The 14,472-nt window shown below is 57.6% G+C and carries 17 protein-coding genes; all 17 read left to right on the forward strand.

Going from position 1 to position 14,472, the window contains the following annotated elements; translation table 11 throughout:
* The first annotated feature begins 3 nt into the window (after positions 1-3).
* The 17 genes from infA (at position 4) to VL688_08955 (ending at position 14,464) form a co-directional block, all read left to right on the forward strand.
* Positions 4-222: a translation initiation factor IF-1 gene (gene infA / locus VL688_08875; protein ID HTL48152.1), complete on the forward strand. Its 219-nt coding sequence runs from the start codon at positions 4-6 to the stop codon at positions 220-222.
* Between the two features lie 12 nt (positions 223-234).
* On the forward strand, positions 235-348 hold the full coding sequence (gene rpmJ / locus VL688_08880) for a 50S ribosomal protein L36 (GenBank protein HTL48153.1): 114 nt from the start codon (positions 235-237) through the stop codon (positions 346-348).
* A 37-nt stretch (positions 349-385) separates the two neighbouring features.
* Complete coding sequence (rpsM, locus tag VL688_08885) at positions 386-772, forward strand: 30S ribosomal protein S13 (GenBank protein HTL48154.1); 387 nt, start codon at positions 386-388, stop codon at positions 770-772.
* Between the two features lie 16 nt (positions 773-788).
* On the forward strand, positions 789-1,160 hold the full coding sequence (gene rpsK, locus VL688_08890; GenBank protein HTL48155.1) for a 30S ribosomal protein S11: 372 nt from the start codon (positions 789-791) through the stop codon (positions 1,158-1,160).
* Positions 1,160-1,783 (forward strand): 30S ribosomal protein S4, encoded by a 624-nt coding sequence (rpsD, locus tag VL688_08895; GenBank protein ID HTL48156.1) that lies wholly within the window; start codon positions 1,160-1,162, stop codon positions 1,781-1,783. The genes rpsK and rpsD overlap by 1 nt, the downstream gene beginning before the upstream one ends.
* A 114-nt stretch (positions 1,784-1,897) precedes the next feature.
* On the forward strand, positions 1,898-2,899 hold the full coding sequence (locus VL688_08900) for a DNA-directed RNA polymerase subunit alpha (GenBank protein HTL48157.1): 1,002 nt from the start codon (positions 1,898-1,900) through the stop codon (positions 2,897-2,899).
* 25 nt (positions 2,900-2,924) lie between these two features.
* Positions 2,925-3,539, forward strand: coding sequence for a 50S ribosomal protein L17 (gene rplQ, locus VL688_08905; GenBank protein HTL48158.1), 615 nt, complete (start codon positions 2,925-2,927; stop codon positions 3,537-3,539).
* Between the two features lie 121 nt (positions 3,540-3,660).
* Entirely contained in the window at positions 3,661-4,827 is a 1,167-nt protein-coding gene (locus tag VL688_08910; GenBank protein ID HTL48159.1) for a pyridoxal phosphate-dependent aminotransferase, read from the forward strand.
* Positions 4,828-4,897: 70 nt separating this feature from the next.
* Entirely contained in the window at positions 4,898-6,790 is a 1,893-nt protein-coding gene (gene mfd / locus VL688_08915; GenBank protein HTL48160.1) for a transcription-repair coupling factor, read from the forward strand.
* 85 nt (positions 6,791-6,875) lie between these two features.
* Entirely contained in the window at positions 6,876-7,847 is a 972-nt protein-coding gene (locus VL688_08920) for a peptidylprolyl isomerase (GenBank protein HTL48161.1), read from the forward strand.
* A gap of 30 nt (positions 7,848-7,877) precedes the next feature.
* Positions 7,878-8,897: a 4-hydroxythreonine-4-phosphate dehydrogenase PdxA gene (pdxA, locus tag VL688_08925; protein HTL48162.1), complete on the forward strand. Its 1,020-nt coding sequence runs from the start codon at positions 7,878-7,880 to the stop codon at positions 8,895-8,897.
* 14 nt (positions 8,898-8,911) lie between these two features.
* Positions 8,912-9,772: a 16S rRNA (adenine(1518)-N(6)/adenine(1519)-N(6))-dimethyltransferase RsmA gene (gene rsmA, locus VL688_08930; protein HTL48163.1), complete on the forward strand. Its 861-nt coding sequence runs from the start codon at positions 8,912-8,914 to the stop codon at positions 9,770-9,772.
* 71 nt (positions 9,773-9,843) lie between these two features.
* Complete coding sequence (gatC, locus tag VL688_08935) at positions 9,844-10,125, forward strand: Asp-tRNA(Asn)/Glu-tRNA(Gln) amidotransferase subunit GatC (protein ID HTL48164.1); 282 nt, start codon at positions 9,844-9,846, stop codon at positions 10,123-10,125.
* Positions 10,126-10,130: 5 nt separating this feature from the next.
* Positions 10,131-11,546: an Asp-tRNA(Asn)/Glu-tRNA(Gln) amidotransferase subunit GatA gene (gatA, locus tag VL688_08940; protein ID HTL48165.1), complete on the forward strand. Its 1,416-nt coding sequence runs from the start codon at positions 10,131-10,133 to the stop codon at positions 11,544-11,546.
* 7 nt (positions 11,547-11,553) lie between these two features.
* A complete protein-coding gene (gene gatB / locus VL688_08945) occupies positions 11,554-13,011 on the forward strand; it encodes an Asp-tRNA(Asn)/Glu-tRNA(Gln) amidotransferase subunit GatB (GenBank protein ID HTL48166.1) in 1,458 nt (485 codons plus the stop codon).
* Complete coding sequence (gene tsaD, locus VL688_08950) at positions 13,011-14,018, forward strand: tRNA (adenosine(37)-N6)-threonylcarbamoyltransferase complex transferase subunit TsaD (GenBank protein HTL48167.1); 1,008 nt, start codon at positions 13,011-13,013, stop codon at positions 14,016-14,018. Before gatB ends, tsaD begins: the two co-directional genes overlap by 1 nt.
* Positions 14,015-14,464, forward strand: a complete 450-nt coding sequence (locus VL688_08955; GenBank protein HTL48168.1) for an MgtC/SapB family protein — start codon at positions 14,015-14,017, stop codon at positions 14,462-14,464. The genes tsaD and VL688_08955 overlap by 4 nt, the downstream gene beginning before the upstream one ends.
* The last annotated feature ends 8 nt before the right edge of the window (positions 14,465-14,472 follow it).

The raw sequence follows: 14,472 nt of genomic DNA on the forward strand, positions 1-14,472 counted from the left end.
CGGATGTCAAAAGAAGATGCGATCGAAGTCGAGGGAGTCGTGGTCGAGCCGCTCCCGAACGCCATGTTTCGCGTCCAGCTTGAAAACGGGCACAAAGTGCTCGCGCACATTTCGGGAAAGATGAGGATGAATTACATCCGCATCCTCCCGGGCGACAAGGTGAAGCTTGAGCTTTCACCGTATGATTTGACGCGCGGCCGCATTACGTTTCGAATTAAATAAATCGAGGGTGTCATGAAAGTTCGCAGTTCGGTTCGCAGAATTTGTGAAAATTGCAAGATCGTTCGCCGCAAACGCACGGTCTACGTTATTTGTTCGAACCCCAAGCACAAACAGAGGCAGGGGTAAATTGACCGGCCGTTCAGGCCGCCAGAAGGAGTAAGTTATGCCGCGTATTTTGGGTGTGGACATTCCCCGTGAAAAAAATGTTTGGATCGCGTTGACCTATCTTTACGGGGTCGGCCGCACGAATTCCAAGGAAATCCTGAAGAAGGCGAAAGTGGATCCGATCAAGCGCGCCAAGGACCTCACGGAAGCCGAGATCTCCACCATCACGACGGTGATCCAGGAAAACGTGAAGATCGAGGGTGATCTGCGCCGTGAAGTGCAGCAGAACATCAAGCGTCTCATGGACATTCGCTGCTATCGCGGCATGCGCCACATCAAGGGCCTCCCTTGCCGTGGACAGAGGACCCATACCAACGCAAGAACGCGCAAGGGCCCGCGGCGCGTCGTCGGCGGAGTCAACAAGAAGCCGCCCGCGCCTAAATAAGGGATAAGAGGAAACCATGGCAAAAAAGAAAAAACTCAAGAGCGTCTCCCGGGCCCACGCCCACATCAACGCGAGCTTCAACAATACGGTGGTCACGATCACCGACCCGCAGGGCAATGCGATTTGCTGGGCCTCTTCGGGTTCCGCGGGCTTCAAGGGTTCTAAAAAGTCGACGCCTTTTGCCGCTCAGGTGGCTTCGGAACAGGCCGCGAAAAAGGCCGCCGAGTTCGGAGTTAAAGAAGTGGAAGTTTTTATTAAGGGACCCGGCGCGGGCCGGGAATCGGCGATTCGCGCTCTCCAGGCCGCCGGCCTTCAGGTGAGCGCCATTCATGACATCACGCCGATTCCGCACAACGGCTGCCGCCCCCCCAAACGGAGGAGAGTGTAATGGGAAGGTATACTGGACCCGCTGTCAGGCTTAGCCGCCGCGAGGGCGTTAACCTTTATTTGAAAGGCAGCCGCCGCTCCGACGACAAGATCGCCAAGCGCCTCGAGCTTCCTCCGGGCATGCACGGCGCGCGCCGCAAGAAATCTTCGGACTACGGCCTGCAGCTTCGCGAAAAGCAGAAGCTTAAGAGGATTTACGGCCTGCTCGAAAGGCAGTTCCGCGTTTTCTTCAACCGCGCGAACCGCAAGCAGGGCGTCACCGGCGAAAACCTGATCCAGCTTTTGGAAACGCGCCTGGACAACGTGGTCTACCGGCTTCTTTACGCGCAGACCCGCCGTGAATCCAGGCAGATGGTCAATCACGGCCACATTCAGGTGAACGGCAAGACCGTGACCATTCCCTCGTATTCCGTGAAAGTGGGCGACGTCATCACGCCCAAGAGCAAAGAAGCCACGATCGCGCGCGTGAAAGCCAGGATGGAAACGCTCGAGGATTTTCCGGTTTCGGACTGGCTTTCGCTTGACCGCAAATCGCTCGCCGGCACTGTGATGAGGCTGCCGACGAAAGCCGATGCCCAGCTTCCCGTGGAAGAATCGCTGATCGTCGAATTGTTCTCCAAGTAAGAAAGTTTTTTGTAAGAGTTTTATTTGAAGGCGCGATATCCGAGGCGTTTTCAAAATCAAGACAGGTTGGATGACCTGACCGTGACTGTTTCAGATTCTAAGGAGGAATGAAAAATGGGAATTCGCTGGAAAACCTTCGAAATGCCGAAAAGGCTCGAAGTTGAGAAACAGACCCTGACCCCGACTTACGGGAAATTCTTTGCAGAGCCTTTCGAGAGAGGATATGGAACGACGATCGGCAACGCGCTCCGCCGCGTCCTGATTTCGTCGATCGAAGGCGCTGCCGTTACGAACATCAAGGTCGAAGGCATGGCCCACGAATTTTCGGCCCTCGACGGCGTTCGTGAAGACGGTTCCCAGATCGTCCTCAATATTAAAAAGGTCGTCCTTCGCTATCACGGCAAGGGCCCGAAGACGCTCGTCATCGACGTCAAGAAAAACGGCCCTGTGCTTGCGAAAGACATCCAGACCGACGAGACCGTGGAAGTTGTGAATCCGGATATGGTCATCTGCACGCTGACCAAAGACCGTCAGTTCCGCATGGAGCTCGAAATCGGCCGCGGCCGCGGTTACGTTCCCGCGGAACGCAACAAGCCGGAAAACGCGTCCATCGGCACGATCCCGGTCGACTCGCTCTTTTCTCCGATCACGAAGGTGAACTTCATGGTCGAAGACACGCGCGTCGGTCAGATCACTGACTACGACCGCCTGATCCTCGAGATCTGGACCAACGGCGCTATGAACCCGGAGGAAGCGCTTCTTTACGCCTCCAACATCAACCAGCGCCACCTCGACATCTTCGTCAACTACGGGGAACTCCCGGAGGAAGAGGAAGAAGAGGAAGTGGTCGAAGACACCGCTTTCAAAGAACTGATTTCCAAGCCGATCAGCGAGCTGGAACTTTCGGTCCGCAGTGCGAACTGCCTGGAAGCCGCCAACATCAAGACGATCGGCGACCTGATCCAGAAGACCGAAGCTCAGATGCTCAAGTACAAGAACTTCGGCAAGAAGTCGCTTTCGGAAATTACGGCTATACTGACCGGCATGGGCCTCACGTTCGGCATGAACATCGAGGAACGCCTGAAGAAGGTCGCCGCGGAAAAGGCCAAAGTCTAAGAATTTACCTTAAGAAGAGGAAGCCATGCGCCATCGTAAACTCAGAAGAAAGCTCGGACGTAAGAACGAGCACCGGGTTGCCCTGCTGCGGAACCTGGTCCGGGCTCTCGTCGCCCACAAGAAAATCCATACCACGCTGATCAAGGCCAAAGAAGCGAGCGCTTTTTCGGATAACATGATCGAACTCGCCAAGCGGGGCGACCTGCACGCGCGGCGTCTTCTCGTGTCGCGTCTGCGCTGTGTGGAAACGACAGACCTTCTGATCAAGACGATTGCGCCGGCTTTCAAGGACCGCAAAGGCGGTTACACGCGCGTTCTGAAACTGGGCAACAGGCCCGGCGACGGCGCTCCCAAGGCGATCCTCGAATTTACAGTTCCTTTCGAAGTCCCCGTCAAGGAACCCAAGAAGAAAAAGCCCAAAAAGGAAGAACACCCGAAAGCGGCCGAAGCCGAAGCCCCTGCCAAGAAGGCCAAGGGCAAGGAAAAGGCCAAGCCCGAGCCGAAGTCCAAGGCCAAGGAACACGCCGAGGAAGCGAAGCCCGAGAAAAAGGGCGAGGCCGAGACGCCCGACAAGAAAGAGGGCGATAAGAAGGGCGGCTTTTTGGGCACGCTGCGCAAGTTCCTCAAGGGCGACGAATAACCGCGGTTTTCCGGACTAATTTCAACCACGACAAACGGAAAACAGGGAATTTTTCGTATGCTTCCCACGAAAAATTCTCATTCGAATCTAATTCCACTTTATGCTGAGTTCCGTCCCGACCATGGAATTGTCAAAGAAAGTTGCCTCTGCCGAAGCCTCGGTGACTTTGGCGATTGCCGCCAAGGCCGCGGAGCTTCAGAAAAAAGGCATCGACGTCATCTCCCTCAGCGCCGGCGAGCCGGATTTTGATACCCCGGCGTTTATTAAGCAGGCCGCGATCGACGCCCTGAACAAGGGCATCACCAAGTACACGCCCGCCACGGGAACGCTCGCAATCCGCGAAGCGGTTTGCCGCAAATTCAAACGCGACCAGAACCTTACATACCCGCCCGATCAGATCATCGTTTCCGGCGGAGCCAAGCATTCCATCTTCAATGTATTTTTCGCGCTCCTCAATGAGGGCGATGAAGTTCTCATTCCTGCGCCGTTCTGGCTGAGCTATCCGTCCATGGTCGAATACTGCGGCGGGGTTTCGATCATTGTCCCGACCGACGAGAGCACGGAGTTCAAGATCACTCCCGAGCATTTGAGAAAGTGCCTCACCCCAAAGACGAAAGTGTTCGTGCTCAACTCTCCGTCGAATCCGACGGGCGCCGTTTACACGCGCGCGGAGCTCGAAGCGCTCGTGAAAGTGCTGAAAGAATTTCCCCGCGTCGTGATCCTCTCCGACGAAATTTACGAAGCGCTCCTTTTCGACGGCCGCAAGCACGAGTCGATCGCGGCGCTCGATCCGGAAATGACGGCGCGCACCGTCATCGTGAACGGTCACAGCAAGGCCTACGCCATGACCGGCTGGAGGCTGGGTTATGCGGCCTGCCCCAACAAAGAGCTCGCAAAAGCGATTGCCGCGTTCCAGAGCCATTCGACGTCGAACCCGACGGCGTTCGCGCAGGCCGGCGGTGTCGTAGCTCTCGATCAGGGATGGGAAGAAGCCAAGAAAATGTGCGCGGTGTACGAAAAACGGCGCGGCATGTTTTACGATCTCATTGCCGCGGTGCCGCAGCTTGTGCCCTTCAAGCCGCAGGGCGCGTTTTATCTTTTCGTGAACGTGAAAAAGTCCGGCCTTTCTTCCTCGGCGCTCACGCAGAAGCTTCTGGAAGAAGCGCATGTCGCGGTCGTTCCCGGCGAACCTTTCGGCAGCGACGCGCACATCCGCATGAGCTTCGCGACTTCCGAAGCCAAACTCCAGGAAGCGGCCAAGCGCATCGCGGCCTGGTTCAAGAAGTAACCTTCCGTTCCCGCGAAATCATCCGTCCTTCTCCCTATGCTACAATAGCTCTCCGGAGGCCTGTGTTTCCATGGAGCTCGAGCGTTTGAAGGTAGGGCAGAACATCGCCTACGAACAGCTGGAAGAGGTCTTCTCCCGGCTTAATTACCAGAAAACCGACTTTGTGACCGAGCCCGCGCAGTACGCGCTGCGCGGCGCCACGGTCGACATCTATCCTCTGACTTACCGAGCGCCCGTGCGGCTCGAATTCCAGCTCGACCAGGTCGCCTCCATCCGCGACTTTTCTCCCGTGGACGGCAAGTCCATGGCGTCCTTCGAAGAAGTCTTCCTTATTCCGCTGAACGACCGCCAAAAAAACAAGATCTCGAAACTGCGCGAACGCTTTGCCTCGTTTGAAGCGCTGACCGAGACCAAGGACCTCGAGCGCGGTGATTACGTCGTCCATTTCACTTACGGCATCGGCAGGTTTCTCGGCACGAAAGTCATCCAGATCAAGGGCGTGCGGAAAAAGACGCTGGCCCTCGAATATGCGAACAAGGAAATCCTTTATGTCGACCCCGACGATCCGGTCGAGCGCTATATCGGCGGCGAGGGCACGGCACCGAGACTGACCAAGCTCAACACCAAGGAGTGGGAGCGTATCAAAGAGAAGACGCGCCTTGCGGTCAAGAACGTGGCGCATGACCTTCTCGAGCTGCAGGCGAAGCGCAGTTTTTTGAAAGGCTCGTCGTTTCCGCCGGACAATGCGTGGCAGAAAGAGTTCGAAGCGGAATTTCCTTTCGAAGAAACTCCGGACCAGCTGAAGGCCGCGGACGAAGTGAAGAAAGACATGGAAAGCCGGCAGCCCATGGACCGGCTCTTATGCGGCGACGTGGGCTACGGCAAGACTGAAGTCGCGATGCGGGCGGCGTTCAAAGCCGTGACGGGCGGGCGCCAGGCCGCCATCCTCGTGCCGACCACGGTGCTGGCGGAGCAGCATTACATCGTCCTGAAAAGGCGGGTGAAGAGTTTTCCCGTTTCCATCGGTGTGCTGTCGCGCTTCCAGTCGCGCAAGCAGCAGCTGGAAACCGTGGCCGCGGTCAAGGAAGGGAAGGTCGACATCGTGGTCGGGACGCATCGCCTGCTTTCGAAAGACGTGCAGTTCAAGGACCTGGGGCTTGTCATCATCGACGAAGAGCAGCGCTTCGGCGTGCGCCACAAAGAAAAATTGAAACAGCTCCGGCATCTTGTCGACGTGCTTTCGCTCACCGCGACGCCGATCCCCCGCACGCTCTACATGTCGCTCATGGGCGTGCGTGACATGTCGGTGATCAATACGCCGCCGAAGAACCGCCTGCCTATTGAGACCTATGTGCTCCAATATGATGAACGCAAGATTACCATGGCCGTCGAAAAGGAACTTGCGCGCGGCGGGCAGGTTTACTTCATCCACAACCGCGTGCAGTCGATCGAGAAAATCTCCGAGAACCTGCGCGAGATCATGCCTCACGTGCGGTTCTGCGTGGCACACGGCCAGATGCCGCCGCAGGAACTGGAAACGGTGATGCAGGAATTCATGGAAAGGCGCGCGGACTGCCTGATCAGCACGAACATCATCGAGTCCGGCATCGACATCCCGAACGTGAACACGATCATCGTCAACCGCGCGGATCAGTTCGGGCTCGCGGACCTTTACCAGCTGCGCGGAAGGGTGGGCCGCTTCCAGGAAAAGCGGCAGGCTTATGCGTATTTTTTTGTGCCCAAGAATTGGGTGCTCACCTCCGACGCGGAAAAACGGCTGGCCGCCATCGAGCGCTTCACGGACCTGGGGTCAGGATTCAAGATCGCGCTGGAAGACCTGGAGATTCGCGGCGCGGGAAATCTCCTGGGCCACGAGCAAAGCGGCTTCATCCATGCCGTGGGTTTTGACCTTTATTGCCGCATGCTCCGCAAGGCCATTGAAGATCAAAAGAAGCAGAAGTAAGCTCGCTCAGACCTCTCCAAGACCCCTGATTTGGCGGGCTTTCCGGCCTTGAAAAGCGTTCCTTCTTATGATATAAGAAGGCCTTATGAAATCCCGTCTTTTAGCCTTGGCACTGATCGCCTCCCAGCTTTTTTCTTCCGCGGCGTGGGCCCAAAGGGAACTCCTCGACAAGGTCGTGGCGGTCGTCAATGACGAGCCCATTACCCAGAGCGAGCTGGACCTTCTTTTGAGGCCGCTTTACGACGAATACCGGCAGGAATACAGCCAGGAAGAAGTGATGGCCAAGCTGAACGAAGCCCGTCAGAAACTGCTCAACCAGCTCATCGAAGACAAGCTCGTGGTCCAGGCGGCGGTAAAAGCAGGCGTGCAGGTCGATGCCGCGGAAGTCGACAAAGGCCTGGAAGAATTCAAAAAGCGTTTTCCCAGCCAGACCGCGATGGAAGACCTGCTTAAAGAGCAGGGCATCACGATGGGTGACCTTCGCAAGCGCCTGGAAAAGCAGGCCATGATGCGCGAAATGCACGACATGGAGATCCGCTCGAAAGTCGTGATCTCGCCCAAAGAAATCGAAGACTACTACTCGAAGAACGCGGCGAAGTTCGATAAGGAACCGCGCCTGAAGGTCCGCTCCATCACCATCAAGAAAAGCTACGAGTCCCGCGACAAAGGCCTGGCCGACGATGAGGCCCAGGGTAAGATCACGGACATCCGCAAAAAAATCCTTTCGGGGGAAGACTTCGGGGCCCTTGCCCAGCAGTTTTCCGAAGACGTGCAGGCGAAAAACGGCGGCCTGAGCGACTGGATCCCGCGCGGCGCCATGATTCCCGTCATCGACCAGGTGATTTTTTCGCTGAAGCTCGGAGAGATCTCCAACATTATCGAGACCCCGATGGGCTACCATCTCTTCCGGGTCGAAGAAAAAGAGCAGAGCGTCAAAAACACCCTGGAAAACGTCCGCGACGAAATTTACGGCGAGCTTTTCCGCGAGAAAAGCGAACTGCGTTTCAACGAGTGGATGCAGGAACTCAAGCGCGACGCCTACATCTCGATCCGTTAACCTTCCCGTTTTCTAACCCGAGTACTGCCCATGAAAAAGCCCGTCCTTGCTTTGACTTTGGGAGATCCCGGCGGCATCGGCCCGGAAGTCACGCTCAAGGCCCTCCGAAAGCTGGATTCCCGCACGGCGACCTATGTTTTGTTCGGCACCCGCGGGGCCCTGCTGCGTGCGGCGCGTTTCGCGCCCGGGCTTTCTTTCCGTGAAATTTATTCCGATTCATTCCGGAAAAAAACGGAGCATGAGGGCGAGCTTCTTTTTTACGATGTCGGTTCCGCGGCCGCGGCGCTTTTTTACGGCAAGAAGAAAACAGGTGAAGTTCCCGCTTTCAAAGTCGGCGGCGTCTCGCGCGCGAACGCATCGCTTGCCCTTGCGTCACTTTCCGAAGCCGCGCGCCTGGCCTGTGAGGGAAAAATCCATGCGATCGTGACGGCCCCGCTCAACAAGACCACCCAGCGGCTGCTGGATCCCGGATTCACGGGCCATACCGAATTCCTCGCGGAGAAAGCCAAAACAAAAAAGTTCGCCATGATGTTCGTCGGGCCGCGTCTGAAAGTCACGCTGGCCACGGTTCACGTCGCGCTGAAAAAAGTCTCGGCGCAGATCACGGCCGCGGGCGTTGTGGACAAAATCATGCTCACGCACGCTTTCCTGAAAAAGAATATGCGCCTGGCGAAACCCAGGCTCGCCGTCTGTGCTTTGAACCCGCACGGCGAGGAAACCGGCGACGAGGAAAACAGGACGATCGCGCCGGCCGTGAAAAAGGCAAGGCGGAGCGGTATCGACGTTTCCGGGCCGTTTTCCGCGGACCAGCTTTTTTACGAGGCCTACGAGGGCCGCTACGACGCGCTCATCAGCATGTATCATGACCAGGCCCTCGCGCCGTTCAAGATGGTCCATTTCAACGACGGCGTGAACGTGACGCTCGGGCTTCCGTTCGTGAGGACCTCGCCCGACCACGGCACCGCTTTCGACATCGCCTGGAAAGGGAAGGCGGACGCGTCTTCGATGACGGCCTCGATCGATCTCGCGCGCCGGCTGGCAAGCGTTTAATCCCTGAGGATACGATGAGAACCCAAATCGATCTTTTGAAGGAATACGGGATCGCCATCCGCGGCAATCTGGGGCAGCATCTTCTGATCGACCCGAACCTTCAAAGGAAAACCGTGGAGCTGCTCAACCCGGTGAAAGGCGAGAGTGTCTTCGAGATCGGGCCGGGGCTCGGCGCGCTGACCGGGCAAATGCTGGCGCGCGGGATGCGCGTGACGGCCGTCGAAAAGGACGCGCGCTTCGTCGAAGTCTTGAAAGAGGTTTTCGCCGCCGAAATCGAGGATGGGAGGCTGGAGATCCATCATGACGACGCGCTGGAAGCCGATTTCGAGAAAATCCTCGGGCGGAAGCCGTGTAAAATCCTCAGCAACCTTCCTTATTACATCACGGCGCCGCTTCTTTTTAAAATCTGCGAAAACCGGAAACTGTTCACGCGGGGCGTGTTTACCATGCAGCTCGAGGTGGCGGACCGGATTTTCGCCGGGCCGGGCAGCAAGGATTACGGCCGCCTCAGCCTGATGATGCGTCTTTTCGCGGACGTGGCCCCCGGCTTCGACGTTTCGCCCCGGTGTTTCACGCCGCCGCCGCAGGTGAAGTCGAGCGTTGTGGTCTTCGATTTTCATCAGCGGGACGATTTTGACGGTCTGACGGCGGAAGAGGTGTCGGAATTCATCAAGGCCGCTTTCAGCCATCGACGCAAGAAACTGATCTCGGTCCTGGCGCAATCGACGCTCGGTAAAACCAAAGAAGAATGGGCCGCGGCTTTCGAGAAACTCGGGATCGATCCGGGCGTGCGTTCCGAACAGCTGCTGCTGAAAGATTTTCTCGCGCTTGCCGCGCAAGTTAAAGCCCCCAAAGACGGCCGGAGGCTTGATTGACAGGGTTTGTCGGGGCGTGCTAACATCAGCCTCCTGCGCGGCCTGAGAGGCCGCGAAACAAAGGAAAAGACATGAGCTTTCAAATCGACAAAGTGGCGGAACTGGCGCGGATCAAATTAAAGCCAGCCGAAAAAGCGAAGCTCGAGGAGGACTTGAAGTCCATCCTCGCCTACGTGGAGCAGCTCCGCCAGGTGGACACGAAGAATGTCGCCGAAACCAGCCACGTGCTGGACCTGACCAACGTTTTTCGCAAGGATGAAGTCAAGCCCTCGGAAGTCCGCGACAGCGTCCTCGAGAGCGCTCCCGCCCGCCAGGGAAAATTTTTCAAAGTCCCCAAAGTCGTCGAACGCTGATCCCCATGCACCAGCTCACTTTAAAACAAGCCCTCGAGGAAGTCCGAAAAGACGGCGGCTCCGCGCTGATCAAAGCGCTGAGCGCGCGGGTGTCTTCGCTCAATCCCAAGCTGAATGCTTTTCTGCGTTTTGATCCGGCAGTGTCGGTTGTGCGCGGGGAAGGCAAAGGGCCGCTGCAGGGGCTGCCTATTTCCATCAAGGACAATATCTGCATCCAGGGATTGGAAACGACCTGCGCCTCAAAAATTTTGAAAGGCCACCGGCCTCCTTACAACGCAACGGCCGTGGAGCGCCTGAAAAATGCGGGCGCCGTGATTTTCGGCCAGTGCAATATGGATGAATTCGCGTTCGGTTCTTCGTGCGAGACTTCCGCCTACGGTGTTTGCCGCAATCCCTGGGACACGGAACGCGTTCCGGGCGGTTCGAGCGGCGGTTCTGCGGCGGCGGTGGCCTCGGACATGACGCTCGCCGCGCTGGGTTCGGATACGGGCGGCTCCATCCGTCAGCCCGCGGCATTTTGCGGCGTGGTCGGCCTCAAGCCGACTTATGGCCGCGTGTCGCGTTATGGCCTCATCGCTTTCGGTTCGAGCTTCGACCAGATTGGCCCCATCACAAAAACCGTGGAAGATGCCGCGCTTCTCATGAACGTGCTCGCGGGCCACGACGAAAAAGATTCCACGGCGTCTTCGGAGCCGGTGCCCGATTACACCAAGTCGCTTGTCCGCGACGTGAAAGGCCTGCGCATCGGGCTGCCCCAGGAATATTTTGTGGAAGGCATGGACCCCGAAGTCGAAAAGAGCGTGCGCCAGGCCGCGGAAGTTTTCAAGAAGCTGGGCGCGGAAATCAAAAGCGTGAGCCTGCCTAACACGTCGCAGGCGGTCGCGGTTTATTATATTGTGGCTGTTGCCGAGGCCAGCTCCAATCTCGGGCGTTTTGACGGCGTGCGCTTTGGCATCCGCGCTTCGGAACAGTCGCTCAAAGACCTTTATTTCGAAACGCGCGACGAGGGCTTCGGAGCCGAAGCCAAACGCCGCATCCTTCTCGGGACTTTCGTGTTGTCCGCGGGCTATTACGACGCGTATTACCGCCAGGGCCAGAAAGTCCGCACGCTGATTCGCGACGACTTCAGCCGCGCGTTCAAAGACGTCGACGTGATTCTCAGCGCCACGGCGCCGACGCCGCCGTTTAAGATCGGCGAAAAATTGTCGGACCCGCTGGCCATGTACCTTTCCGATATTTTGACGATTCCCGCGAACCTGGCCGGCGTTCCGGCCATGTCGCTGCCCTGCGGCTTCACGTCTTCCGGCCTTCCGGTGGGCATGCAGCTGATGGCGCGTCCTTTCGACGAGCCTGCGCTTTTCCGCGCGGCTTACGCGTTCGAACAGGAAACCCAGGTTTACAAAAAGAAGCCCAAACTCTGAGATCCTTATGCCGCTTGATGATTACGAACCGGTGATCGGCCTTGAAGTGCACACGCAGCTCGACACGAAGTCGAAGATTTTCTGCTCGTGCTCGACGCGTTTCGGCTGCGAGCCGAACCAGAACACCTGCCCGACCTGCATGGGCATGCCCGGATCGCTGCCCGTTCTGAACGAAGAAGCGCTCCGCCTCGGCATCAAGGTCGGCCTCGCGCTCAACTGCAAGATTTCCGAGCGGCTCAAATTCGACCGTAAAAATTATTTCTATCCCGATCTTCCCAAGGCGTATCAGATTTCGCAGTTCGACATGCCCGTCAACGGCCCGGGCTGGCTCATGATCGAGCTGAAAGGCGCGGACGGCGGGCTGGTTGAACGCAAGATCCGCGTGCACCGTGCGCATCTGGAAGAGGACGCGGGCAAACTGCTGCATGAAGGCATCGAAGGCGCGAGCCTTGTGGATTTCAACCGCGCGGGCGTGCCGCTCTTGGAAATCGTTTCCGAGCCGGACCTTCGTTCGCCGGAAGAAGCGTATGCCTATCTCACCGCGCTTAAAGCCATTCTCCAGTACCTTGAAGTCAGCGACTGCAACATGGAAGAGGGAAGCCTGCGCTGTGACGCGAACGTTTCCATCCGTAAAAAAGGCGAAACGAAACTCGGCACCAAGGCCGAGGTGAAGAACCTCAATTCGTTCAAGGCCGTCCAAAAGGCGATTCAGTACGAAATCGAGCGCCAGGCCGCGATGCTCGATAACGGCGAGCGGGTCGTACAGGAAACCCGGCTTTGGAACGACGACAAAGGCCAGACTTTTTTGATGCGGTCCAAGGAAGAGGCGCATGATTACCGATATTTTCCCGAGCCGGATCTCGTCCCGTTCACGCTTTCTGCTGAGACGGTCGAGGCGATCCGCAAAACGCTTCCGGAGCTTCCGGCGGCGCGCGCCGCGCGGCTTGCGAAAAATTATGGGCTGTCGGCCTATGATGCCGCGGTGCTGGTGCAGGAAAAACCGCTGGCGAATTATTTCGAGGATTGCCTGAAATCCAAGGCCAATCCCAAAATGGTCAGCAACTGGATCCAGTCGGAACTGCTGGCACTGCTCAATCTCAACAAGCTGACGATCGAAAATTCGCCGGTCAAAGCGGAAGCGCTGGCCGGCCTCATCGCGCTCATCGAAAACAACACGATCAACGGCAAGATCGCCAAAGACGTGCTGCCGCTCATGTTCGAGACCGGCAAGCCCGCCGGGGAAATCGTGAAGGAAAAAGGCTGGGTGCAGGTGACGGACACCAAGTTCATCGAAGAGATCGCCGACGGCGTCATCGAGGCCAATCCCAAATCAGTGACTGATTTCCGCGCGGGGAAAAACCAGGCGCTCGGATTCCTGGTGGGCCAGGTCATGAAAGCTTCCCAGGGCAAGGCCAATCCCAAGCTGGCCAACGAAATCCTGGTCAAAAAACTGCAGCCGCAATAATGATCACGCTCGGCATCGAAACTTCCTGCGACGAAACGTCCGTGGCCGTTCTGGAAGGCAAGCACGGCATCCGCTCCAACGTGGTATCCTCCAGCCTTTTCCGCCATCAGCCCTTCGGCGGCGTGGTTCCCGAAATCGCGTGCCGGCACAGCCTTGAGCAAATCGACTTTGTGCTCGAGCAGGCGCTGAAGCAGGCCAATGCAAAAATCCAAGACGTGGATCTCATCGCGGTGACGCAGGGGCCCGGGCTCATCGGGTCCTTGTTCGTGGGCGTATGCTTCGCCAAGGCGCTGAGCTTTCACCTCAAGAAGCCGCTCGTCGGCGTCAATCACCTGGAAGCGCACCTCACCGCCAATTTCATCGGGCACGAAGCGCCGGAACGTTATCTCGGGCTGCTCGTGTCGGGCGGGCATACCAGCATTTCCTATCATGAAGGCGCGCAGATGAAGATTATCGGCGAGACTGTGGATGATGCGTGCGGCGAGGCTTACGACAAAGTCGCGAAGATCCTGGGTCTTGGGTTTCCGGGCGGCCCCATCATCGACAAGCTCGCGGCCCAGGGCAATGAAAAGGCGTATAAGTTCACAAGGCCGAAACAAGAAAATTCCTATGACTTCAGTTTCAGCGGCGTAAAGACGGCCGTGCTTTACCTGACGCGCAGGCAAAAGAGCATGACGGATGAATTCAAGCGTGACGTGGCCGCGAGCTTCCAGCGCGCCGCCGTCAGCTGGCTGGTTGAGAAATCGATCGCGGCGGCCGAAGATATGAGAGTCTCGGACATCGTCGTGGGCGGGGGCGTGAGCGCCAATTCCCGTCTGAGAAAAGATCTCCAGGAAGCTGCGGGCCGGGAAGGCATTCGCACCTGGTTTCCGCCGCTCGCGCTGACGGGCGACAACGCGGCCATGATTGCGCGGCAGGGCCTCGACCTTTATGAAAAGGGCGTGCGGGACACGATCCGCCTGAATGCGGATCCCAACCTCAGAGTTAAAGGGAGGAAAGCTTCATGACTCACAATCTCGACGTCGTCATCCGCCTTGCGGCGGCCACGATTTTGGGCGCGCTTATCGGGCTCGAACGCGAAAGGCACGGCAAGGAAGCAGGTTTCCGCACTTACACCATCGTTTGTTTGGGGTCTGCTCTTGTCATGCTGGTGTCGACGCACATCGCCGAACTTTATAAGGACACGGATGCTTCCCGCATTTCCGCCCAAGTTGTCAGCGGTATCGGCTTTTTGGGCGCCGGCGCGATTATCCGCAACCCCGCGGGAGTCAAAGGCATTACGACAGCCGCGGGCATCTGGATTGCGGCCGGTATCGGACTGGCATGCGGCCTTGGAGATTTTTTCGAAGCCACGGTTTCAACGCTTCTTGTGCTCGTTATTCTCATGATTTTCTCGCGCGTGGATCGCTGGTTCGAACAAAGAAAGGCCAGCGGCGGCTCCCAAGGCGGATAGCCGCGGTT

The organism is Verrucomicrobiia bacterium (assembly GCA_035495615.1).
Lineage (GTDB): Bacteria > Omnitrophota > Omnitrophia > Omnitrophales > Aquincolibacteriaceae > DATJFP01.